The 23,259-nt window shown below is 63.2% G+C and carries 16 protein-coding genes and 1 tRNA gene; 9 read left to right on the top strand and 8 right to left on the bottom strand.

Annotated elements, in window-relative coordinates:
• Window positions 1-3 precede the first annotated feature (3 nt).
• On the bottom strand, window positions 4-1,740 hold the full coding sequence (locus KF691_11855) for a S41 family peptidase (GenBank protein MBX3390131.1): 1,737 nt from the start codon (window positions 1,738-1,740) through the stop codon (window positions 4-6).
• A 289-nt stretch (window positions 1,741-2,029) separates the two neighbouring features.
• Between KF691_11855 and hflX the strand changes: the two genes are divergently transcribed.
• The 4 genes from hflX (at window position 2,030) to KF691_11835 (ending at window position 5,230) form a co-directional block, all read left to right on the top strand.
• The gene (gene hflX / locus KF691_11850; protein MBX3390130.1) at window positions 2,030-3,580 is read left to right on the top strand and encodes a GTPase HflX; all 1,551 of its coding nucleotides are present in this window, start codon (window positions 2,030-2,032) and stop codon (window positions 3,578-3,580) included.
• A gap of 43 nt (window positions 3,581-3,623) precedes the next feature.
• Window positions 3,624-3,698, top strand: a tRNA-Thr gene (locus KF691_11845).
• Window positions 3,699-3,868: 170 nt separating this feature from the next.
• Window positions 3,869-4,804: a hypothetical protein gene (locus KF691_11840; protein MBX3390129.1), complete on the top strand. Its 936-nt coding sequence runs from the start codon at window positions 3,869-3,871 to the stop codon at window positions 4,802-4,804.
• Window positions 4,805-4,816: 12 nt separating this feature from the next.
• The gene (locus KF691_11835; protein ID MBX3390128.1) at window positions 4,817-5,230 is read left to right on the top strand and encodes a DUF2007 domain-containing protein; all 414 of its coding nucleotides are present in this window, start codon (window positions 4,817-4,819) and stop codon (window positions 5,228-5,230) included.
• Between the two features lie 4 nt (window positions 5,231-5,234).
• Here the strand turns inward: KF691_11835 and KF691_11830 are convergent, their stop codons facing one another.
• The 3 genes from KF691_11830 to gcvP all read right to left on the bottom strand — a co-directional run bounded on the left by KF691_11830 (window position 5,235) and on the right by gcvP (window position 13,142).
• Window positions 5,235-8,321, bottom strand: a complete 3,087-nt coding sequence (locus tag KF691_11830; GenBank protein MBX3390127.1) for a proline dehydrogenase family protein — start codon at window positions 8,319-8,321, stop codon at window positions 5,235-5,237.
• An 86-nt stretch (window positions 8,322-8,407) separates the two neighbouring features.
• Complete coding sequence (locus KF691_11825) at window positions 8,408-10,186, bottom strand: hypothetical protein (protein ID MBX3390126.1); 1,779 nt, start codon at window positions 10,184-10,186, stop codon at window positions 8,408-8,410.
• Between the two features lie 16 nt (window positions 10,187-10,202).
• A complete protein-coding gene (gcvP, locus tag KF691_11820) occupies window positions 10,203-13,142 on the bottom strand; it encodes an aminomethyl-transferring glycine dehydrogenase (protein MBX3390125.1) in 2,940 nt (979 codons plus the stop codon).
• Window positions 13,143-13,287: 145 nt separating this feature from the next.
• Between gcvP and KF691_11815 the strand changes: the two genes are divergently transcribed.
• A complete protein-coding gene (locus KF691_11815) occupies window positions 13,288-15,228 on the top strand; it encodes a M28 family peptidase (protein MBX3390124.1) in 1,941 nt (646 codons plus the stop codon).
• A 30-nt stretch (window positions 15,229-15,258) separates the two neighbouring features.
• On the opposite strand, the gene KF691_11810 is transcribed toward KF691_11815, so the two are convergent.
• From KF691_11810 to KF691_11800, 3 genes are read right to left on the bottom strand one after another with little or no spacing between them, the layout of a single operon-like run.
• Window positions 15,259-15,840 carry a hypothetical protein gene (locus KF691_11810; protein ID MBX3390123.1) on the bottom strand — a complete coding sequence of 194 codons (582 nt, stop codon included), beginning with the start codon at window positions 15,838-15,840 and terminating at the stop codon, window positions 15,259-15,261.
• A complete protein-coding gene (nadB, locus tag KF691_11805; GenBank protein ID MBX3390122.1) occupies window positions 15,837-17,552 on the bottom strand; it encodes an L-aspartate oxidase in 1,716 nt (571 codons plus the stop codon). The genes KF691_11810 and nadB overlap by 4 nt, the downstream gene beginning before the upstream one ends.
• Window positions 17,553-17,564: 12 nt before the next feature.
• Window positions 17,565-18,290 (bottom strand): DinB family protein, encoded by a 726-nt coding sequence (locus KF691_11800; protein MBX3390121.1) that lies wholly within the window; start codon window positions 18,288-18,290, stop codon window positions 17,565-17,567.
• Between the two features lie 71 nt (window positions 18,291-18,361).
• On the opposite strand from KF691_11800, the gene KF691_11795 reads away from it, so the two are divergent.
• The 4 genes from KF691_11795 (at window position 18,362) to KF691_11780 (ending at window position 21,655) form a co-directional block, all read left to right on the top strand.
• The gene (locus KF691_11795) at window positions 18,362-18,751 is read left to right on the top strand and encodes an acyl-CoA thioesterase (protein ID MBX3390120.1); all 390 of its coding nucleotides are present in this window, start codon (window positions 18,362-18,364) and stop codon (window positions 18,749-18,751) included.
• A gap of 47 nt (window positions 18,752-18,798) precedes the next feature.
• Complete coding sequence (locus KF691_11790) at window positions 18,799-19,149, top strand: STAS domain-containing protein (GenBank protein ID MBX3390119.1); 351 nt, start codon at window positions 18,799-18,801, stop codon at window positions 19,147-19,149.
• A 47-nt stretch (window positions 19,150-19,196) separates the two neighbouring features.
• Window positions 19,197-19,781 (top strand): phosphoribosylglycinamide formyltransferase, encoded by a 585-nt coding sequence (locus KF691_11785; protein ID MBX3390118.1) that lies wholly within the window; start codon window positions 19,197-19,199, stop codon window positions 19,779-19,781.
• A 392-nt stretch (window positions 19,782-20,173) separates the two neighbouring features.
• On the top strand, window positions 20,174-21,655 hold the full coding sequence (locus KF691_11780) for a PDZ domain-containing protein (protein MBX3390117.1): 1,482 nt from the start codon (window positions 20,174-20,176) through the stop codon (window positions 21,653-21,655).
• Between the two features lie 36 nt (window positions 21,656-21,691).
• Here KF691_11780 and KF691_11775 read toward each other — a convergent pair whose 3' ends face one another.
• Window positions 21,692-23,236 (bottom strand): hypothetical protein, encoded by a 1,545-nt coding sequence (locus KF691_11775; protein ID MBX3390116.1) that lies wholly within the window; start codon window positions 23,234-23,236, stop codon window positions 21,692-21,694.
• Window positions 23,237-23,259: the final 23 nt, after the last annotated feature.

The raw sequence follows: 23,259 nt of genomic DNA, 5'->3' as shown, positions 1-23,259 counted from the left end.
CGGTCACTTATTCTGAGGAGAGTTCGGAACCGGCGTCGTTGGATTCACCGCCACCGGCTTCCCGCTTTCTTCGCTCGCCTCGTGCTTTTTGACATCGGCATCGAGCAGCCATCGCTGCAAGTTGTTGCCCGTGATGTCGAGCGTCGCGACGACCCTGCCGTCCTTGTCTGTGATCTGCATCTTGCCGCCGGAGAGTTCGGCATCCTCGGGCCACAAGTCGCCGACCTTCGCCTTTGCGAGATCGCCCGATGCGGTCTCGAGCGCTTCGATGCGCTTTTCGACGCGGATCTGCTCGCGCGTCAATTGCTGCTGGAGCTTTCGTGCACGTGAGAGTTCGTCGAAAGCGATCTGAGTGCCCGCAAGGCCTTCTTTCCCGGTGGGCTTCCATTCGCCCGAATCGATCTTGCCCTGCACGGCCTTCACGGCGGCAGACAGCTGCGGATCTTTCAGGAAGGAGAGAATCCAATCCGGATTGCTCCAATCCTCGGTCGCGCCGGCAGTGCCGCTGGCGCTGCGGATGATCTCAAGATCGCGGCGGACGCGATACATGTCGATCAATTCCTTGTCCACCATCGGAACAAAGAAGCCCTTCGTCGGGTCGACGCCCCATTCGGCGCTCGTGTCCTTCCGGGTGATGCTGCGCCCGGACGGCAGGTAATAGCCCTGCTCGGTGACCTTGAGTTCGGCTCCGTTTCCGTTCGGCAGTTTCCGAACGCTCTGCACGCTCCCTTTTCCGTAGCTGCGCGTGCCGATCGCGATCGCGCGGTTATTCTCGACGAGCGCGCCGGCGAGCACTTCGCTCGCGCTCGCGGAGGAACCATTGATCAGCACGACCAGGGGGACGTTCGGCAGAGTACCCTTATCCTGAGCCTTGGCGATTCGTTCGGGGAAGTTGCGCCCGCGTGTCGAAACGATGACGCCCTCGCGCAGGAAAAGGTCGCCGATCGCGATCGCCTCTTCGAGCACGCCGCCGCCATTGTCGCGCAGATCGAGGATGACGCCCTGGAGGCGCTTTGCCGGATCGGGGTCGTTGATCCCCGCGTCGATCAACGCGTTCAAGATTTCCTCGGCGCAGCCGGGCGTGAACTGGGTGAGTCGGATATAGCCGACGCGGCGAGCCGGATCGATGGTGAAATCCCATTTCTCCGCATCGTTCGCCTGGCGGTGCACACCCTTCACGCTGCGCGTTTTGATCGCGGCGCGGGTGAGCGTCATCGGAATCTTCTCACCCTTGCGCTCGATGATGATGTTCACCGGAGTGCCGGCAACGCCGATCAGCTTGTCGATGCACTCTTCGACGCTCAGACCCTGCGTGGTCTTGCCGTCGATGTCGATGATGCGGTCGTCGGCCATGATGCCCGCCTTGTACGCGGGCGAATCTTCGAGCGGGCTGACGATCGTGAGCCACCCGTCGCGCGTGTTGACCGAGGCGCCGATGCCGACGTACTCGCCGGTCAAATCCTTGTTGAATTCGCGCACTTTATCCGCGGGCACATAGATCGTGTACGGGTCGCCGAGCGCTTCGACCATCCCGTTGATCGCGCCGTCCTGCATCTTCTTGAGCTGATCGTCGCTGAGCTTGTCGACGTAGAGACCGCCGAGCGTGCTCTTCACGTCGATGATGGGGTCGAAGAACTGGAGTTCCGCGGGCTTCCGGGCGAGCGCCAGGGTCGAACCGGCAACCGCAAGACCCAGAACACCCACAAGTGAAATCCGATACCACTTTCCGCTCGCGCTCATTTCGAGGGCTCCTCTAGACGCGATCCATCATCGTCTTTCTTTCAAACCCGGAGAGAACTATCATCGTAGGTTCACGCGGAGGCACGCTGCCCCACAACATGTTCCGCAGCCGGGGCGTGGAGGTTCGAGCGCAATGGTCCAGAACTGACGGTTCAATCGATTGTTCGACCCGGCATGCCTCTTTGGCGGCAAGCCCTCGTCGATTTCAGGCCCGTTCCCTCTGGAGCAGGCTCCGCTTCCCGGAAGTTCGGGCAGCGGCCGTCGGGACCAGTTCGGATTCTCAGGATTTATGCCACAACCCAAAGAACGCGAAGGAATTCAGGTGCGGTCGGAGCGCGCGGTGCTTGCCGCGGTCCGCTTGCCCGATTCTCGCTTTGACAAGTCAGACCCGTTCGGCGAACTCCGCTCCCTCGCGGAGCAGGGCGGCGCCGTTGTTGTCGCAGAACTTACGCAGAACCTGCCCAAGCCGGTGGCGGGGACCTACATGGGCTCGGGCAAGATGACCGAGCTCAAAGCCCTCTGCGAAGAGGTCCATGCCTCAACAGTCATTTTCGATCACGACCTTTCGCCCAAGCAGATCGCCAAGATCGAGGCCGCCGTCGGCCGCAAGGTGATCGACCGCTCCGAGCTCATTCTCGACATCTTCGCCGGCCGCGCGACGAGCACGGAAGCACAATTGCAGGTCGAACTCGCGCAACTCGAATACACCTTCCCGCGCCTCCGCGCCATGTGGTCGCACCTCGAACGCATCGTTGGCGTCGGCGGCATCGGGGGCATCGGAACCCGCGGACCCGGTGAGCAGCAGCTCGAAATCGACCGCCGACTCGTCCAGCGCCGGCGCGACGATCTCGCCAAGCAGATCCGCGACATCCAGGCCAGGCGCCGGCGCGAGGTTCAGACCCGCAAGGCCGAGAACTTCACCGTCGGAATCGTCGGCTACACCAACGCCGGCAAAAGCACGCTCTTCAACACGCTCACCGCCGGGGGCGCCTACGCCGACAATCGCCTCTTCGCGACCCTGATGACCCGCACGCGCGATTGGGATCTTGGCGGCGGCATGTCGGTCATGCTTTCCGACACCGTCGGCTTTGTGCGCGACCTGCCTACCAACCTGATCGCGGCGTTCCGCGCCACCCTCGAAGAAGCCACGCACGCCGATGTTCTGCTGATCGTGCTCGACGTTTCCGATCCTGCGGCAGAACTTCAGTACGACACGGTCTGCAAAACGCTCGATGACCTCCTGAAGGAAGTCGCCGAATCCGGCGAAGAACAAGACGGCTCGTGGAAACCACCCCAACGGATCGTGTTGCTCAACAAAGCCGACAAGCTCAAAGACAACCGCGAAGCGCTGATCTGGCAGCAGAAAGTTCCCGGCGCGATCCCGATCTGCGCGCTCCCCGCCGAAAAGGGGAGAGATTTTCGCTTGCGCGAAGGCCAGGCGGAGCTCACGGATCGCATCCGTGAGCTGGCCCGCGGCGCGATCGAGGATGTGCGGATCACGCTGCCGCTGAACCAGAGTCGCCTGATCACGATCATCGAGAATCAGTCGGACGTCGTCGCGCGCGATTATGCCGACGGCATCGTCACGATCCGGACCAAGATCGGTCGTCAGCAACTCGAGCGCCTGCTTGTCGGACGGCCACAGATGGAAATCCGCGATGCGCGTGGCAAGCCCTGGATTCCGCACTCGCCGAATCTGCGGCCCGCCGAACCTGCTTGGGTCGCTCCAAAAGCGGGATCGGCAAGCGACGGAATTGCCGCCCGGAAGCCGAGATCGGCCGGGAAGAAGCCACCAAGAGTGGAAAAGCGGGGCGGGAAGGCCGATACTTCCGCCTCTTAGGCCGAATCGGGTCGAGCAGGCCCGGACGCCGCAAGGCGTGTTTGCCACCTTAGCTCAGCGGTAGAGCGATGCTTTCGTAAAGCATAGGTCCAGGGTTCAAATCCCTGAGGTGGCTCCATGCGCCGATCGGGCCTGAGAAATCCAGAATTGGGAACCCCGAACGTTGTTTGGTGTCGAATAGGGACGTGCGGGTGGTAATTTAGAGGGCTGTTGGGCAGGAATGTCGGCGTGCTGGGTGTGGGGGTTGTGGGGGGTTGTGTGGGGGTCGTGCGGGCAAGGAGCAACGCGATGAAGTTGAGTCACAGGGCGAGCGCGGCAGTGGTTGCGGGGCTGGTTTTCGCATTCTCGGGTTCGGTGCTTGCGCAATCCACTCGCGTCGCACAACAGAGTCCGCAATCCCTCAGCGCGCAGCGCAAGGCGCTCGGTCTCATGCTGAAGACGATGAGCGTCGATTACCAGCAGACGCGCCTCGAAGCGGTCATGAAGAACATCGCCGATGTCACCGGCGCTCCGCTTCAGATCCTTTGGCAAGACGATCGAAACCCGGTCGGTCTCGACAAGGAATCGCTGATCACGTTTCGCGCCGATGACATGTCCGCGTTAACGGTCCTCGAGGGAGTTCTCTCCCGTGCCGGTGCGGATTTCACCGGCGGCGGAAACACGTGGCAGATGACCGAGAGCGGCATGATCGAAGTCGGCCCCAAGGAACGCCTGAACCGCACCAAGCGCCTCGAGATCTACGACATCTCGGATCTGCTTCTCGAGATTCCCGATTACAACCAGGTGCCGCAGTTCGATCTGAATAGCGCGCTGCAGGCCAGCAGCGGAGGCGGGGGTGGCGGCACAAGCCCGTTCTCCGGGGGCGGACAACAGGTCCAGAACACCGGAAAACCCGTGCAGGAACGAGCCGACGAAGTCATCCGCTTGATCACGGAGCTTGTGGAGCCCGATCAGTGGACCAACAACGGCGGCTCCGCTGCGACGGTTCGCTACTACAAGCAAGAACTGCTCGTAACCGCGCCGGACTACATCCAGCGCCAGATCAACGGCTATCCATTCTGGCCCGCGGAGCAGACTCAGATCGAGCAGGACAAAAAGAACCGCCGGGTGTCATTCACGCCTCCTCGCTCATCGGGAGTGGTGCAGACTGCCAACGTGCCGCAGCCCCCGAGTTCGACACCGGCACAGACCACGTCGACACCCACCACCGCGGAAACGAAGTAACCTTCCGAGCGGATGACGACCGATCCCGACACACTCGTGGACCTCACCTCGGCGCGATCCGAGTTCGAGGCCTCGATGATCGTCGAAGCCCTCAAGGCCCGCGACATCCCCGCGTTCACGTTTTCGAACGCCGGCATGACGCTGCAGTGGGAAGTGGCGGCAACCAACCCATTCCGCGTTTCGGTCCGTTGTCAGGATGTGGAAAAGGCCAAAGAAATCCTGCGCGCGATCAAGGCCGAGTCGGTGGACATCGACTGGTCCGAAGTGGATGTGGGGCAGAGGCAGGACTCGATTCCCGCCGCAAAGCCGGGTGCCTCACCTGAGGAAGACGAACAGCGCCGGATCACCGGCTGGATCGTTCTGCTCCTGCTGCTGGCGGCGCTCTTCTGGATACTCTGGAGCGCCTTCGCGCGGGCTCCGGATTGATCGGCTACATCTCTTCGCCGAGTTCCGGCGCAAAGCCGCGCCGGAGCGTGTTCTCTGCGATCGCTCGCGGCTCGACAAACTGAAGCAGGTAGTCCGCCCCGCCCGCCTTCGAGCCCACGCCCGACATCCCGAATCCGCCGAAAGGGTGGCGAGCGACCAGCGCGCCGGTGCAGCCCCGATTGATGTACAGGTTGCCCACGCGGAATTGCTTCTTGGCGAGCTCGATATGTGCCGGCTTGCGGGTGAAGACGCCGCCCGTCAGCTTGTACACCGACGAATTCGCAATCTCGAGAGCCCGGGAAAAGCTCGGGGCGTGCATGACGGCGAGAACGGGGCCGAAGATCTCTTCGGTCGCGATCCGCGCGTCCGGCGCCACGTGGCTGAAGATCGTCGGTCCGACAAAGTCGCGCCCGGTCTTTGTTTCGAGCCCCGGCGGCACCGCGAGCGTCAGTTCGTGGCGGGATTCGGCCTTGCCGATCTCAATGTAGCTCTCGATCTTGCGTTTGGATTCCGCATCGATCACCGGGCCGATGTCGGTTCCGCTGGCGACGGGGTCGCCGATCGTGAGCGCCTTCGTCGCCTCGACCAGCCTCCACGTGAAATGCCGGATCGCCGGGCCTTCCGGTCCTTCCGGATCGACAACGATCACGCGCGAGCAGGCGCTGCACTTTTGACCCTGGAAGCCGAACGCGCTCTGCCGCACGCCGAGAATCGCTTCATCAAGATCGGCGCTCGTGTCGACGATGATCGCGTTCTTGCCACCCATCTCGCACACCACTTTCTTCACGTGGTGCTGCGATTCCGGAGTGATCCCGGCCGCCTTGATGATGTCGAGTCCGACCGCTTTGCTCCCCGTGAACGCGATGAGGGCGATGCGCGGGTCGCGAACGAGCGCCGCGCCGACGGTTTCTCCCGGTGCCGGACAGAATTGCAGAACGTCTCCGGCAAGCGACGCGCTGAACCCGGCGCCGCGAAGCGATTCCTGCAAGATGTCAAAGAAAATGCTCGCGATGCCCGGCGTCTGCTCCGCCGGCTTCATAATCACGGTGTTGCCTGTAACGAGCGCCGCAGAGGTCATGCCGACCAGAATCGCCAGCGGGAAGTTCCACGGGCTGATGACCGCCGCGACTCCGCGCGCCTGATAGAACTGCTCGTCGAGTTCGCCGACGAATCTTCCGAGCCTCGTCCGTTCGAAGAGCCCGATTGCCATCCGCGCGTAATACTCGCAGAAGTCGATCGCCTCGCACACATCCGCGTCCGCCTCGCGCCAGGGTTTGCCCGCTTCGCGGATCATCACGCCCGCCAGCCCGTCGCGCTGCTTCCGCATTGCCGCCGCGGCACGAATCAAAACGTCCGCGCGCCGCTTCGGATCGGCATCTCGCCATTCCTCGAAGGCTCGGTGCGCCTTCCCGATCATCTCCGATGCCTGCTCGACCGTCTGTTCGTTCGCAACTTTGGGAACTGTCGCCCGGGCCACCGCCGCGGCGAACGCGCCGTGCTGCTTCGAATCGGCGAAGTCACGCACCGGTTCCGTGAAGAACGGCCTTCCGTCGCCGACCCCGGGAACAGCCGGGCTGAGCGCGTGGCGCTCGGGAGCCGATGCGAGCGACTCTGTGCTCGCGAGCGGCGTCGCACCGAGCCCGCCTCCTTTGGGCGCCGGCGCACGCAGCAATGCCCCCGCGTCCGCGTTCTCCATGAAACCGGCCTTTAGCCAACTCTCGTTGCTCGTGTTCTCAAGGAGCCGGCGCACGAGGTACGCCATCCCCGGGATCATCTCGCCCACCGGGACATATTCGCGGATGCGAAGGCCGATTTCCGCCGCGGAGTGCTTCAACTGATCCGCCATGCCGTGCAGCATCTGCAGTTCGATCGCTTCTTTCGGAATGCCGCGTGCCTCGAGCCCTGCCAACGCCGCGGCGATCGAACGCACGTTGTGGCTGCCCAGCGCGAGCTTGACGCCGCCGCCGGAAGCTTCGCTTTTGTTCTTCGGCATCGCATCGAGGAAGATCTCGGACATCCGCTCGAAGCAGGCATCGGTCTGCCACTTCTGAGGCCAAACCGGACACGGCCACCCGAGCAAATCGCTCTTGATCGTTTCGGCATCCCAGTACGCGCCCTTGACGAGGCGAACGGTGATGACGCGCCGCGCGCGGCGTGCCCAATCGACCATCCGCCGTGCATCGTCCGGCCCGCTCCGGAGATACGCCTGCATCGCCAGCCCCGCCTGGAACTCAATCTTCTCGCAGCTCCGCTGAAAAAGTTCGAGTGTGAAGTCTTTGAGGGCGTGGTGCTCCATGTCGAAGTTGACAAAGACTCCACGATCGCGCGCCGTCTCCAGAATCGGCAGGATGCGTTTGAACAGGTCGGCCATCGCGCCCTCGGAGTCGATCGGGTCGGTGCGTGCCGACAGGGCGGAAATCTTGATGCTGACATTGACGCGCGGGATCGGGCCGAGATGATCCGATTCGAGCCGCACGTTCGCGGGCCAGGAAGCAACCTGCGCCGGCAGATTCTGAATGAGATCGAGGTACTTGCGCGCGTAGTCGTCCGCTTCCATGTCTGAAACGCACGTCTCACCGAGCAAGTCCACGCTGAATGCGATCCCCTGATCCCACATCCTGCGCAAGTCGCCGAGCGCACTCGCCGCGTCCGTTCCCGCGATGAACTTTCCCGCCATGCCCTCGATCTGTTTGCCGATCGTGGCCGCGGCGGCGCTCTTGAGCAGCGAACCCGCCTTGAGCGCCGCGCCGATGACCGGCGGCACGCTGACGCCCGGTTGGCTGAGATAGTCGGTCAGATGGTCGTGGATGCTCTCCGCCGAGCGCAGCGTGGGGAAGGTGTCCACAAAGCGGAACATCTGCACCTTGAACTCGGGGTCCTTCATGGACCATTCCATCAGCGCATCGGAATAGAACTTCGCGGAGAGAATTCCGGCTTTGTGGCCTCGCGCGCGCCGCAGCAGGTCCGCTCCGATATCGAAGATGCGAGCCTCGTTGCCCGAGGGCGCCGGTGCCGAAACATCCGCCGTGGAGACAACAACTCGTTTTTCCGGCGCGGGCGACGTTCGATTCATCCACGAAAACAGACCCATAGCGCTTCCCTTTGCTCATGCAGAGCCAAGATCGAAATTCGGGCGACAACTGTAGATCGTGAGGCTCTGCGCCAGCGATCGTCGGATCAGAGCGCCGGGTTCGCCTTTTTCCGGGCGCACCAGTCACGCCAAGCCTGGCGATAGTGCGACTCGAGCCTGCGCGTAAACCCGACGTGGTCGCACAGAACGCTGCCCGTCACCATGGACCGGAGCTTGGAGCGGAGTTCGATCCGGCGCGGTTCATCCGCCGCGATCGCGGCACACTTCTCGAGGTAGTCGGCTTCGTCGGCCGCGATCAGGTCCGGCAGGCCCACGTTGGACAGCAGGCTGACCCCGACCCGCGAGACGTGGCTGTTCCCGGCGATCGTGACGACCGGAACACCCATGTACATCGCCTCCACGGTTGTTGTCGTGCCGTTGTACGGCCACGGATCAAGGGCCACGTCGATGCGGCCGTACATCTGCATGTGATCCGCCTTGCCCTTGGTCTCGCCTTCCAGATCAACCCGCGAACGCTCAATCCCCTGGGCCGCCAGGTACGCCCAGACCCGATCCCGCGTCGCCGGCATGGCCATCGCCATCGACTTCAGAAAGAGCCGTGAATTCGGAACCCGCTTCAGCAACTGCGCCCAGACATCGAGCACGTGATTGCTGATCTTCGTGTGCGTGTTGAACGAACCGAAGGTGACGTATCCGTTCTTCACGCTCGGAGGCGGAGCGGGGTCGCCCGCGTGCGGCGGGGGCGTGTAGCAGAGGAAGCAGCCTTCCATCCGGACGAGCTTTTCGGTGGCGAGATGGTCGGATCCCGGCGGATCGGTGAACGCATCCACGATGCGGAAATCCATCGTGGGCAGGCCTGTTGTATTCGGATAGCCCATGTAGGTGTACTGGATCGGCGCGGGCTTGAGCACGAAGGGAACGATCCTGCCCATGCCGGTGTGGCCGCTCAGATCGATCAGGATGTCGATCGCGTCGCCCCGGATGTAGTCGACCATCTTCTTGTCGTCCACGCGGTGCGTGTCGATGTAGCGCGAAGCGTGCTTGCGCAGGCGGATCGTGAGTTCGTCCTCGCTGATCACGTTGTGGTACAGCGTCACGTGAAACATCGACTTGTCGTGATTCGCGATGATCGGCTCGATGAAGTGGCCGGCCGAGCGATTGCGGAAGTCCTGGCTGCAATACCCGATGCGCAGCGGCCGCTCCGGATCGGCGATGTTGTTGTGCGGGCGGTTGTCTGCCGGCGCCATCTCCGTGACGAGTTGCCCCATGCGCACGTGGTGCTGGAACACGACGCGCGGATCGACGCCGTGCAGGCGCGTGAGCGGCAGCAGCAGGGCGGAGAGGATCGCCGCGTCGCTCGGCGCCTTCTCGATGGCGAGCAGCAGCACGCGCACCATCTCGTTCAGGTCCCCGGCGAGATCGCAGAAGCCCGAGTAGAGGGCGAGCGCCTTGATGTCGCCCGGTCGCTCGTCGTACAAGCGGCGCGCCGTTGCCATCGCCTCCTCAAAGTGGCCGTCCTGGTACATCGCGATGCAGCCGGCGCGCAGCGGCTCGATGTCGGTCGGGTCGATGTGGAACGCTTTCCAGAAGTACTTGGCGGCTTCACCGAAGCGCTGACGCTGCATCTCGATGTCGCCCGCGAGCATCATGTATTTGCGGTCGATCGGTGCCAGCTTCGCGGCGCGCTCAACCAGGAAATTCGCCTGATCGAACTGCTTGGTCTTGCACAAGAGCTCGACCGTCTTGTCGAGCAGCGGATAGTTCGCCGGCTGCTTGTCCAGTGCGCGACGCAAGAGCGTGATCGCCTGCGGGAATCTTCCCGCGGCGACATGCGGGGCGGCTTGCATGAGCGCGACTTCGTGCATCGTTCGGATCGTACCTCTAGTTGCCGTACGCGCTCATCGGTGGACACGTGCACACCAGGTTGCGGTCACCGTACGGATTGTCCACGCGTCCGACGAACGGCCAGAACTTGTTGTCGCGCACGTACGGGAGAGGGAAGGCCGCGGCCTCGCGCGAGTAGGGGTGCTTCCACTCGGTCGCGCTGATCATGCCCATCGTGTGCGGCGCGTTCTTCAGCGGGTTGTCGGCGCGGTCCGACTTTCCTTCTTCGATCGCGCGGATCTCGGCGCGGATGCCGATCATGGCGTCGCAGAACCGATCCAGCTCGGCCTTGGGCTCGCTCTCGGTCGGCTCGATCATCAATGTCCCGGGCACCGGCCACGACATGGTGGGGCCGTGGAACCCGTAGTCCTGCAGACGCTTGGCGATGTCCTCGACCTTGATGCCCGCGCTCTTCTCGAACGGGCGGCAATCGAGGATGAATTCGTGCGCACACCGTCCGCCCGGCCCCTTGAAGAGAACCGTGTAGCTCCCCTCCAGCCGGTGCGCCATGTAGTTGGCGTTCAGGATCGCCACCTGCGTCGCACGCGTCAGCCCCGCGCCCCCCATCAAAGCGATGTACACGTAAGAAATCGGGAGAATCGAGGCGCTGCCATACGGTGCCGCGGCGACAGCGCCGACCGACTTCTCCGTCGCGACATCTGGCTTCACCACCGGGTGCGAAGGCAGGAATGGAGCGAGATGCTTCGCCACGCCGATCGGCCCCATACCGGGCCCGCCGCCCCCGTGCGGGATGCAGAAAGTCTTGTGCAGATTGAGATGGCAGACATCGGCGCCGATGAATCCGGGGCTGGTGAGCCCGACCTGCGCGTTCATGTTGGCGCCGTCCATGTAAACCTGCCCGCCCGCATCGTGAACCATCGCGATGACTTCGCGGATGCCGGTCTCGAACTTGCCGTAGGTCGACGGATACGTGACCATCAGGGCGCCGAGGCGGTCCTTGTGTTCCGCGATCTTGGCCGCAAGATCGTCGTGATCGATGTCGCCGTTGTCCTTGTTGGCGACCGCAACGACCTCGAAGCCCGCGACGATCGCGCTCGCCGGATTCGTTCCGTGCGCGCTGTCGGGAATGAGGCACACGTTGCGGTGTCCCTGCCCGATCGATCGGAGATACTGGCGGATCACCATCAGCCCCGCGTACTCGCCCGCTGCGCCGGCGTTGGGCTGCAGCGAGACCGCGGCAAAGCCCGTGATCTCCGCGAGCCACGTCTCGAGCTCGCGGAACATCTTCTGGTAGCCCCTGGTCTGCTCGGCGGGCGCGAACGGATGGATCTCGCCGAACTCGGGCCACGTGACCGGGATCATCTCGCTTGTGGCGTTCAGTTTCATCGTACACGAACCGAGCGAGATCATGGAGTGCGCGAGGCTCAGGTCGCGTCCCTGTAGCTTGAAGATGTACCGGAGCATCTCGTGCTCCGAATCGTGGCTGTTGAAGACCGGGTGGGTCAGGTAGCCGCTCTGTCGAGCGAACGCCGCGGGCAGTTCGAGCTTTGCTGTCGCGAGAAGCGCATCGACATCTTCATTTCCGCCGCCGAAGCAGGCGAGAATATCCCTGACCAGCTTGCGATCGGTCGTCTCGTCGAGGCTGATGCCCAGCGTGCCATCGCCGAAATCGCGAAAGTTGATCGTGTTGATCTCCGCCAGCGCGAGAACGTCGGACGATGTCTTCCCCAACGGTTGGACGCGGAGCGTGTCGAAAACCAGATCGCCGTCGTTGATCGCGTGCCCGAGCTTTCGCAGGCCCGCACGCAGCGCCTGCGTGTACGCGTGCACCCGCAGCCCGATGCGGCGCAGCCCCTCCGGCCCGTGATAGACCGCGTACATGCCGGCCATGATCGCGAGCAGCGCCTGCGCCGTACAGATGTTGCTCGTCGCCTTCTCGCGCTTGATGTGCTGCTCGCGCGTCTGGATCGCCATGCGCAGCGCGGGCTGGCCTTGCGAATCGCGCGAAACGCCGATGATGCGTCCCGGCATCTTGCGGATGTGCTCTTCTTTCGTCGCGATAAAGGCCGCGTGCGGACCACCAAAGCCCATCGGCACGCCGAAACGCTGCGCGCTGCCGATCGCGATCTCCGCCCCCCATTCGCCCGGCGGTTTCAGCAGCGTCAGCGCGAGCAGATCCGTCGCCGCGATCGTCGTGACGCCCTTCCCGCGGGCGTCGGCGCACAGTTTTTCATAGCACTCGACTCGACCGTCGGTGGTGGGGTACTGCACGATGATGCCGAAATCGTCCGCGCCGAAAGAAACCTGCTTCGGATCGACGATCCGAACCTTGATCCCAAGCCCATCCGCCCGAGTTTCGATCACGGCGCGCGTCTGCGGATGTACATCCTGCGCCACAACAAATGTCCGCTTCGATCCGTCATGCCCGCCCGCGATCGCATACGCCATCGCCATCGCCTCTGCCGCGGCCGTCGCTTCGTCCAGGAGCGATGCCCCGGCGAGAGGCAGCCCGGTCAGATCGCTCACCATTGTCTGGAAGTTCAGCAGGGCCTCGAGCCGCCCCTGCGCGATCTCCGCCTGGTACGGCGTGTACTGCGTGTACCAGCCCGGGTTCTCGAGAATGTTCCGCAGGATGACGCCGGGCGTGATGCAGTCGTAGTAGCCCATGCCGATGCAGGAGCGGAACACCTGGTTCTCACCCGCAAGCTGGCGAAAAGCCGCGAGCATCTCCGCTTCGCCCAGCGGATGGTCCGCATCGCCCGTCAAGGTCAGTGGCGTGTTGAAACGGATGTCCGCGGGAACGGTCGCGCTGATCAACTGTTCGAGCGACTTGTACCCGATCGACTCGAGCATCTCGCTGATGTCCGCTTCGCTCGGACCGATGTGGCGATGCACGAACGTGTCGGACGCATTCAGCGCGGCGCCCGCCTTGGGAGCCCCGGTTGAGGCGATCGGTGACTTGGCAAACGTGGTCATGAAGGGCTCCGAAACCGCCAAAATATGGGTATCAACGGCGGCAAAGACGCGATTTATGCGACCGCCTTCGATCCCCGCTCCAATACTAGGTTGCGCATGTCCGGGTTCCTGCACGCCGGTACGCTCGCTCGTGGAGATTTCACCGATGAATCCCTTTCGGGGCTCTTTGTTCCTGACCGCCGCCTTCGCGGTCGCGTCGTTCGCGGCCGATATTCCATCGACGCCCGCTTCGGCCGGTGCGCGAGAGGTCACTCCTCCAGGATCCGAAGAGATTCTGACCGCGGATGAGGACATTCTCCGCGATCACATCACCACGCTCGCGAATCCGTTCTTTGAAGGTCGCTATCCCGGATCGCGCGGAGGCAAGCTCGCCGCAGACTACATCCAGTGGCAGTTCGAACATCTCGGTCTCAAGCCCGCCTTTACCGATGCTTCCGATCCGGCGAAGCCGTCGTTCCGTCAGCCGTTCCCCGGCCCTTCGCACAACGAGATCGAAAAGCAGGTTTTTTCGTTCGAGGCGAAAGGGAAAACGACAAGCCTTGTTCCCGGCAACGACTTCAATGTGCTCGGCCTTTCCGGAAACGGCACCGCGAGCGCGCCGCTCGTCTTCGCCGGCTACGGAATCACGATGGGAGACGATGGCTATACCAGCTTCCCGGATTCGGGCCCCGAAGTCGATGGCAAGATCGCGATCGTGCTGCGCTTCGAACCGATGAATGAAGACGGTACTTCGAAGTGGGCCAAGGAAGGGTGGTCGTTTTCGGCCGGCCTCGAACCCAAAATCGGTGCGACCATTCGGCGCGGCGCCAAGGCCGTGATTCTCGTCAACGCCCCCGGAGCGAAGGACGAGCGCGTCGACAACCTCGAGGATGTGAACAGCATCACGGCGCGCGAGCCCTACGAGGCCCCCGTGATCATGGCGACGATCGACACAGTCGACGCGATGGTTCGCGCCGGCGACCCCGAAGGACGCTCGCTGCTCGATCTGCGCAAGCTCGCAGACGAAAAGGGAGTCATCGTCGATCTTCCCGGCTCGACCGTGACCATCGACGCGGCAATCAACAAGGTCCGTCCCACAACGGACAACGTCGGCGCGATATTGCCAGGTGTCGGAGACCTCGCGGATCATTACATCGTCGTCGGTGGGCACTACGACCACCTCGGCTTTGGACAAGTCGGCGTGCGCTTCCCGAGCGACCGCGGCAAGCTCCACCCCGGCGCCGACGATAATGCCAGCGGCACTTCGGGAATGCTCCTGCTCGCGAAGCGTTTGAGCGAGAAGTACGCCGAGTTGCCGCCGGACATGCCGCGCCGGAGCATTCTTTTTCTCGGCTTCTCGGGCGAGGAATCCGGCCTGAACGGCTCGCGCTACTACACGCAGCACCCCATCGTTCCGATCGAGAATCACGATTTGATGCTCAATCTCGACATGATCGGGCGGCTTTCCGACAAGCCGCTCGAAGCCGGCGGCGTAGGCTCCGCGGAAGGTTTCGCCGATTGGCTCGCGCCGTACTTTGAGTCGAGCGACCTCAAAATCGCCGGCAAGCAGAGCGGGATGGGCCCTTCCGATCACGCGTCGTTCTACGCCGCCAAAGTGCCGGTGCTTTTTCTGTTCTCCGGGATGCACCCTCAGTACCACCGGCCGACCGATGTTGCCGCGCTAATCAATTGGGAAGGTGCTGCAAAGATCGCAGACCTCGGCTACCGCGTCGCGCTCGATGCGGCACTTCGCCCCGAACCGTGGAAGTTCACGTCGCCTTCCAACGTCGTGACGACCGAGGGCGATCAGCCTCCTCCTCCGACCCGCGGCAGAATCCGCTTCGGAATTTCTCCGGGCGACTACTCGGGTGAAGAAAAGGGCGTGCTCGTCGGCGAGGTTCTGCCCGAAACGCCCGCATCGAAAGCGGGCGTCAAGGCCAACGACCTGATCATCAAGTGGAACGACAACCGCATCTCGAGTGTCGAGGAGTGGATGCCCTATTTCAACGCCGCCAAGCCCGGCGACGTGGTGAAGGTGACGCTGATCCGCGACGGCAAGGAAATGAACATCGACGTGACGCTCGAGGCGCGATCGGGCCCGCGATGAATCGCTCGGTTTGGAAGAGCGCAAGGGCTTTCACTTCCCGTCGTTCTCGATAAACCAGCGCAGTTTCCAGTTTGATCCTTCGAGGATCATGTCGAATCCGCACCACGGCAGCGATGCCCTGTCCACATAGTGCAGGCGCACCCGCATCACGTTCACGCCGACCGTCTCGAGCTGCACGCCCGGGCTGAGTTCTCCCGAAGGAAGCATCTTAAAGAGCTTCTCCAGGTCTTCGCGCCGGCGCTTCATTTCCTTGAACGCCAACTTGGGGTCGTACCCGCGCTCGTAGAACTCGTCGCGCGTCTTTTCGCTCAGCACCTGCTCCGTGAACGTCTCTTCGTCGTCCTCGCGCATCGTCCACGCGATGTGGTACATCAGGTCGCGCCCGTTGCGCGAGACGATCGTTTTGGTCCCGTCCGCGTTCTCGATGATCGGCCTTTGGGTCGGTTGCGCCGCCAGCGGCGAATCCGGCGCGCGCATCGTCGAGTCGTACACCGGCGCCACCCCCGTCTGCGCGCCCGGCAGGCTCGCGAGCGGCGGGTTGTAGCGCACGACTTTGGTTTCGCAGCCCGCCGCGATCGCGATCACCACGATCATCACGCAGATCCGGCTCACACGAGCGCTCCTCGGCGCTCCGGCGCGCCCGAAAGCGGCTGCACCTGCACCTGCTGCTGCCCGCGCCGGAAGCAATCGTGCGCCTCGAAGGCGGCTTCGGGCTTTGAGAAATCCGAGCGGGCGTGGCACCCGCGCGATTCTTCGCGCCAGAGCGCCGAGCGCGCCACGAGCGAACCGACGAGCAGCATGTTCTGGACTTCCCAGCCCGCCGTGTCATCGAAGATTTTGTCGAGCGTGTAGCGCGCCCAGAAGTCCATCATGTCGCACACATCGCTGAGCTTTCCGCCGGATCGCTCGATGCCCACATTCTTCCACATCGCGCTGCGCAGGCTGCTGCGCACATCATCGAGGTCGAGCTCGCCGTGCTCGCTGGGTCGTATGTCGCTCACGATCGGGATCGGCGCGGGCCGCGCGCTCCAGCCGGCGGGCTTGTTGTTCGAGTGACCGTTGGTCTTCATTTCGGAGCACACGCGCCCCGCGATCTCGCCCATGACGAGCCCTTCGAGCAGCGAGTTGCTGGCGAGTCGATTCGCTCCGTGCAATCCCATCGATGCCGCCTCGCCCGCGGCGTACAGACCCGGTACGTCGGTGCGGCCGGAAAGATCCGTCCGAACGCCACCGACCATGTAGTGTGCCGCGGGGTGCACGGGAATCAAATCTTCTGAAGGATCGAGATCGAACCGGCGGAGCAGGGCCGTCATCCCAGGGAAACGATCGGCGAAACCGCGCACGTGGCGGCAATCGAGCCACACATGACTGCCCCCCGCGCCGGATGCCTGCTTGGCGATCTGGCGGACGATCGCGCGGCTCACGACATCGCGCGGCGCGAGTTCGGCGAGCGGATGCACATCGACCATGAACCGGTGTTCGCTGCTGTCGAGCAGGTGCGCGCCCTCGCCTCGCACCGCTTCGGTGATGAGCCAGCGCGCCGCGCCCGGAAGGTAGAGCGTGGTGGGGTGGAACTGCACGAACGCCATGTCGCGCACGGTGGCGCCCGCGCGGTACGCCATCGCAATTCCGTCCGCCGTCGCGAGGGGCGGATTCGTCGTTTCGCGGAATAGCACACCCGCGCCGCCGCTGGCGAGGATCGTCGCTTTCGCCCAGATCATCTGCAGGCCGTGCTTGGGGTGGTGCGTGATCGCGCCCATGACGGGCGCGCCGGGTTCATCGCCGGGCGTGATCAGATCGAGCGCGAAGCAATTCTCGAAGACGCGCACGCCGGAGGTCTTACGGACTTTTTCGCTCAGGCATCGTTGCAACTCGCGGCCGGTGGCATCGCCGTCGGTGTGAACGATTCTGCTCGCGCTGTGACCGCCTTCGCGCCCGACCGCGAGTTCGCCCTCGGAGTTTTTGTCGAGGCGCATGCCCCATGTCATCAACTCGCGGAGGCGCTCCGGCCCGCTCTCGACGATTTCGCGCACCGCGCCCTCTTCGCAGAGTCCTGCGCCGGCGGCGAGCGTGTCCTGCACGTGCGACTCGACCGTGTCGCCCTTTGTCAGCACCGTGGCGATGCCGCCTTGTGCCCACGCCGTGTTTGTGCCCCTGAGATCGCCCTTGCTCAGCACGATCACGTCGCCGTGTTCCGCCGCGGCGACCGCGGCACGGAGACCCGCGACGCCCGCGCCAATCACCAGCGTGTCGGTGAAGATCTGCGGCAGGAGCGATGAGCGATAAGGAATCAGGTAGCGGCGTTGGTCGAAGAGGCGGTCCATGGATGAGTTCGATCAGCCGTGCTGATGCGCTCCGCCTCCGCAGCATCCTCCGCTCGCCGCGGCTGCGCCTGCCGCGGCAGGTTCTTCGACGGGACCCAGCATCCGATCGCACTTGAGTTGCAGGAAGCGCGCGTGGTGTTCGACGTGCCAGATCGCGTAGGACAGAATGTCCCGCACGCGCTGCTCGCCCCGCTCGGGGTGCATCGCGATCCGGTCGAACTGTTCGGGCTTGAGGCCCGACAGCCACTGAAAGCTCCACATCCGCATCGTGTGGAGGACGGCGACGAATCCGCCGATCAGGCTTGCGGGGTCTCCTTGCTGAACCTCGCGCGGGATGGCGTAGAGCCCGCTATCAATAAACGCGTTCTCCTCCCAGACCGCGAGCAGCGGCCGATCTTCCGCGATCGCGCGGCGCATGCGATGCACAAACACGATCTCGGCGTCGGCCATGTGGCCGAGCAGCATCCGCACCGACCAGCGGCCGACATTCGCATCGGGCAGGAAGGCCATGTCGAGTTGTTCGGCGCTGAGGGAGAAGACGCGCGGGTCGTAATTGCCGACGCCGCGCCGATAGCGCGAGAGCATTTCGCTCGTCGGGAGCGCCGCGATTTCCTTCGCCGTTCCTGCCGGGATGACGAGTTTCTGCGAGCCGGTCTGGCAGCCGCAACCGCCGCCGGAAGCGGTGCCTCCGCCTTTCCCGCCGCAGCATCCTGAGTTTCCGTTTCCGGCGTCGCTCATAGAGAGTCCTTTCGTTCAACGATCGTAGGGGTTGCGACCCAACTGCCCCGGTGATCGGGCTACGGTCGGGCATGACACAGACTTCACCGCGCCGCCTGGCTCTTCGAGTCACCACGATGCCGCGCGATACGAATCATTACGGCACGATTTTCGGGGGCGTGATTCTTTCGTACATCGACCAGGCGGGGTTCGTCGAGGCGTGTCATCACGGGCGGCACAGGTGGGTGACCGCGGCGATTGACCGCGTGGAATTCAAAGCGCCGGTGCACGTGGGCGAGGTGGTGAACTTTTACGGGACAACCACCCGTTTGGGCACGACCTCCGCGACAGTGCTTGTGGAGGTCGAGGCGGAGCGCGAAAAGGACGGAAAACTGGTTCCGGTGACGGCAGCAACACTCGTCATGGTCAGCGTCGATCAGAACGGCAAACCGATCCCGTTCCGCCAGCCTCCGACCGCATGAAACACCGGCCGGATGGCGCGGCCTCCGTTCGGGTACACTTCGGGCCCATGTCCCAGAGTTCTTTCGTCTCCAACAACCTCGTCGGCAATGTGATGGTTTCGCGCCTCGAACGCGAGAAGATCACGGAGCATGAGTGCCAGGTCGTTCTCGCCGAACTGACCAACGCCGCATCGCAGTGCCACAATCACCTCGCGGTCGATCTCAGCATGGTCACGCTGATTGCGTCGGCCGGCTTGGGCGCCTTGATCACGCTGAACAAAACGATCAAGGGCAAAGGCGGCAAGGTTGTGTTCTTTAACATGAGCGAAGAGCTCATGCAAGTCTTCAAGCTGACGCGCCTCAACACGCTGCTCACCATCGTGAAGGACCGCGACGCGGCCGTGAAAGCGGCGCTCTGATCGGTTTTCGCGATAGGTCTGCGTGGGCTCGACGGGCGGAATAGAGAATGCCGACCGACTCGATCAGATCGCCCCGGCTCGCCGTCATGATTTCGGGCGGGGGGCGGACGCTGCTCAATCTGCTGGCGCGGATTGAAAAGCGGGAACTGGCCGCCGAGATTGCACTCGTCATGGCTTCGTCGGAATGTACCGGCGCCGCCAAGTCGCGCGAGGCGGGATTGACGACGCTTGTGATTCCCGGCCGCATTGCCCGCGAAAAACTCGAATCCGTGCTGGACGAGCATCGAATCGACTGGGTCGTGCTCGCCGGTTATCTGAAACTTGTTGATATTCCTCCCGCGTTCGACGGGCGTGTGGTCAACATTCATCCGGCGCTGCTCCCCCGACATGGCGGTGCGGGCCTGTACGGCCATCATGTGCACGAGGCGGTGCTCAAGGCCGGGGACAAGGTTTCGGGCTGCACGGTGCATCTGTGCGATTCACGCTATGACACCGGGCCGATTGTCCTGCAGCGAGAAGTGCCGGTGCTTCCGGGCGACACCCCGGATTCGCTCGCGTCGCGCGTGTTCGCGGCCGAGTGCGAGGCGTATCCGGAGGCGCTCAAGAAGCTCTTCGCGGGATGGCGGCCGTGAGAACGAGACTTCGCAACGCGATCGCCGGTCTCAAAGACCCGCTCTCTGGGAGAGTCGTTCAAACGACTTGCTTGGCCGATCGTTTCGAGCGCCCGATGTCGCACGCCTCCAGCGTGCGAGGGTTCTGCGTCCGTGCACCGAGGGTGTCGCTCAAGGACTCGCTCCACCCTCGGCTCGAATCTTTCAGCCCTGTCGGGCTGAAAGGCGGAAGAGGAGCGGTGGTCCATTCGGATGCCGCGGCAACGCACGATCGCCCGAAAGGAGAGCGAGAGTTGCGGGCATCCCGCGCGAGCTGTCGAGTTCGCCGCACTCCTCCGCGATCTTCGCTCGCGCGTCCATTGCGTCTTGCCTCTCTCTTTCTTGTTTTCTCTGTGCTCTCTGTGTTCTCCGTGGTGAACTGTCTTTCCGCGGAGCCACAAACAGCCGAGCAGGTAGAAGCGAGCGCCGATGCCGCGCTCGCCAAGCGGGATTTTGCAGTGGCCGAACCGTTGCTGCGCCGGCAGATCGAACTGCAACCCCGGAACTTTGTTCCTCTCTATAACCTCGCGTGCGTGTGCGCCGCGACAGGAAAAGCGGACGAAGCGGGTGTGCTCCTTGTGCGCGCGGTGGAGAACGGCTTTGATGACTACCGCAAGCTGACGCGCGACCCGGACCTCGCGGGCGTGCGCGAAAATGCGAACTACAAGAAACTAGTCGAAAACTGGGCGGTCGTGCTCGAAGCCCGGCGCGACGCGAATCTTGAACTGGCGCGCAAGGTTTTCGATCACCCGGACGACGGCTTCGAGTACGTCGAGTTTGTCGATGAGAAGCGCCGGCTGATCTATCGCAGCGCGTTCGACCCCGCGGAATTCAAGAAAGCGCGCGAAGAACTCGAAGGTCTCGGCGACTGGGCGGAGAAAAACGTATTCCCCGGCCTGTGGGAACCGAAAGAAGTCGCGCTCGATCCGTGGGTCATCATTGTGCTCCCGAGCAGGCGCGATTTCACAACCTGGCTCATCGTCACCTTCGGGCCCGCGGCACGGACCGGCTTCTCCACCATCGGCGGCAGCTACATCCACGAGCAGAAGCAGCTCGTCTCGCAGGACCTCGGCTCGACGCTTCGGCACGAATTCTTCCATGTACTCCACTGGCGCGATTGCACGCGCAAGGGTCAGACGCACGAATACTGGGTGCAGGAAGGGCTTGCGAGCCTTGTCGAAGATGTGGAAGTGCCGAGGGGCGCCTCGTATTCGCAGCTCAAGCCCGTTCCATCGTGGCGCACCAATATCGCGCAGCGCCGCGAGCGCAGCAACACGCTGATGCCGCTGGAGAAGTTCTGCGTGCAGCCCCGCGAGAAGTTTCTTTCTTCGCAGCAACTCGCGAACTACGCCGAGGCGCGCACGATCTTTTTCTACCTGTATGAATTGAGCAAGCTCCGGGATTGGTACGAGGCGTACGGGCGGGCGACGCCCGCTGAAGACGCGGGAGCAACAGCTTTCGAGAAAGTCTTCGATCGCCCGATCCGCGCAACCGACAAGGATTTCCGGATGTGGGTCCGCACCATCCCGGAAGTCGCGGAAGAGATCCGCGCCGGGATGGCGAGCCTGGGCGTCGAGGTGGAAACCGGAAGCGGCGACGGGGTCACGATCACGTCGATCATCGAGCCGCCGGGGCGCGGGCTGGCGAACATCATTCCGCCGCTGACTTTGAAGGGCGTGAAGGGCGAGTTGCGAGTGGGGGACGTGATCACGGCCGTGGATGGTGCCGCGACGCGCGACGTCGCGGAACTGGTGCGTGTGCTGGGCGCGAAGAAGCCGGGTGATGTGGTGGTGGTTGCGTACCGGCGTCGCGTCGATTCGGGCGAGGCGACGATCCGGCTGATCGCTAAGCCGTGAAGTGACGCCTCGCGGAAGAGCATGTCAATGCTGTGATCAATCGGCGTTCAGACACTTCTGAAGATCGGGGTCGGGAGTATTGAAAACGAAGTCGAATCCCTTTCCTGAAGGAGCGCCAATCAGAGGCGTGAAGGGGACCTTGACATTCATTTTTGCATCGTTGTCGGTCCGGTCCGATCCGACCGTGTAGAGCAAATAGTCTCGGCCGCATGGATCTTCGGATGGGTCCGTTTGTTTGTATCGAAGGGTGCCCGATGCGTACGGATCGAGCGGAAGTTCCGCAAGTATTCCGGGCACCAATTCGGAGAGCGCACCGGGCAATCGGTTGTTTCGAAGTCGAAACAACTCGATCGCGAGCAGAGTCTTCGTTCCGATGACTTCGCCCATCAACTGATCCTGTGCGGCGATCAGTTTTTGTGGCGCGGGATACAGAATCTTGAGAATGCGGAATCGCCTCGGCAGGCCTTCGACGGGGTCGTTCCAGGCGGCTGCGGTGCGGTCGCGCGGCAGTCGAAGGGATTTTTCGATGTCTGCGCCGAAGAGTTCATCGAATTTGTCGACGAGCTCCTTTTTGCTCGCGAGAAAGAATCCTTCGCCTGTTGCTGTCTTCCGGGCTTGGTTTCCGGTCAACGCTCCAAGATCGAAGTTTTCCGCAGCCAGGAAGTAACCATCCCCGCGTCCATCATCGCTGAAACTCCATTGCACCGTGTCGAGCACCAGGATTCGTTCGCAGCGCAACGCGAAGTCGCGTTCCGGCGCGTCCAACTGGCGCTCCATCGCCGCGAGGCAAAGAGCGAGTGCGTCCTCCCTCAGCGGACGGTTCATGCAGACCTCTCGGATCGTGTCGAGCGCCAGGACTTGGATCGCGATGCCGGTCAGTGAGTTGATCGCTCCGAACTGATAGCGATACGCGCGGCCGAGCGCGAGCAGCCACTCGAAGACTCGGGCGGCCTCTTTGTCTTGCGCGCCTCCCGATTTCCAGAGGCGAAACAAGAGAGCGCGGTCCGCGCGGGCGAGCCTTCGAGCAACAGTAAGATCGAGAAAGGTCGCGTCGATCAGCCTCGGGGCATCGATCGGCCGTTCAAAGTGCTTGGCGCGCTCGAAAAATTCCTGTCGGGCGAGCAGGCCGGATCGATCGAGGCGGGCGAGAAATTCGGCGCCGGCCTTGCTCTGCTCAGGCGAAGACGACGGGTCGTACGCCATCGACGCGTCCGGAACCCAGTTCGGGAGCGCAAAGCCGGCTGAGTCCTTCGGGGCCGGATAGTTCCGCTGGAATTCGCTCTGCAATTGCTCGTACGTCGCCAGAATATCCGCCAGTTCGCTCCACCGATTGGCTTCGTCTGCAAACGACCCTTGCGCTTCAGAAACAATTTCCGATGCCTGCATGCGAGTGTCGGTGTTGTCGCCTCCGATTTGCCGCTCCCAATGCCACACCCAGATCAGAACTGCCGCGACAACACCGAGTGTTGCAACGATCACCGAAACGCAGAACCAGCGAATCACGCGACGGAATGTCGAGCGGCTTGGGCCGTTTGATGGAGAGCGACCTGCGGTGGGAGGACTGTCGTCCTGATTCAACATTGTTTACCGAATATACGGCAAGC

This window comes from Phycisphaeraceae bacterium, from assembly GCA_019636555.1.
In the GTDB taxonomy this organism is placed as follows: domain Bacteria; phylum Planctomycetota; class Phycisphaerae; order Phycisphaerales; family UBA1924; genus JAFEBO01.
This window is presented reverse-complemented; position numbering and strand designations above follow the sequence as displayed.

Excerpts from the sequence above, each read along its gene's own strand:
- KF691_11855 (MBX3390131.1), bottom strand. The coding sequence starts at position 1,740 with ATGAGCGCGAGCGGAAAGTGGTATCGGATTTCACTTGTGGGTGTTCTG.
- hflX (MBX3390130.1), top strand. The coding sequence starts at position 2,030 with ATGCCACAACCCAAAGAACGCGAAGGAATTCAGGTGCGGTCGGAGCGC.
- KF691_11840 (MBX3390129.1), top strand. The coding sequence starts at position 3,869 with ATGAAGTTGAGTCACAGGGCGAGCGCGGCAGTGGTTGCGGGGCTGGTT.
- KF691_11835 (MBX3390128.1), top strand. The coding sequence starts at position 4,817 with ATGACGACCGATCCCGACACACTCGTGGACCTCACCTCGGCGCGATCC.
- KF691_11830 (MBX3390127.1), bottom strand. The coding sequence starts at position 8,321 with ATGGGTCTGTTTTCGTGGATGAATCGAACGTCGCCCGCGCCGGAAAAA.
- KF691_11825 (MBX3390126.1), bottom strand. The coding sequence starts at position 10,186 with ATGCACGAAGTCGCGCTCATGCAAGCCGCCCCGCATGTCGCCGCGGGA.
- gcvP (MBX3390125.1), bottom strand. The coding sequence starts at position 13,142 with ATGACCACGTTTGCCAAGTCACCGATCGCCTCAACCGGGGCTCCCAAG.
- KF691_11815 (MBX3390124.1), top strand. The coding sequence starts at position 13,288 with ATGAATCCCTTTCGGGGCTCTTTGTTCCTGACCGCCGCCTTCGCGGTC.
- nadB (MBX3390122.1), bottom strand. The coding sequence starts at position 17,552 with ATGGACCGCCTCTTCGACCAACGCCGCTACCTGATTCCTTATCGCTCA.
- KF691_11800 (MBX3390121.1), bottom strand. The coding sequence starts at position 18,290 with ATGAGCGACGCCGGAAACGGAAACTCAGGATGCTGCGGCGGGAAAGGC.
- KF691_11795 (MBX3390120.1), top strand. The coding sequence starts at position 18,362 with ATGACACAGACTTCACCGCGCCGCCTGGCTCTTCGAGTCACCACGATG.
- KF691_11790 (MBX3390119.1), top strand. The coding sequence starts at position 18,799 with ATGTCCCAGAGTTCTTTCGTCTCCAACAACCTCGTCGGCAATGTGATG.
- KF691_11785 (MBX3390118.1), top strand. The coding sequence starts at position 19,197 with ATGCCGACCGACTCGATCAGATCGCCCCGGCTCGCCGTCATGATTTCG.
- KF691_11775 (MBX3390116.1), bottom strand. The coding sequence starts at position 23,236 with ATGTTGAATCAGGACGACAGTCCTCCCACCGCAGGTCGCTCTCCATCA.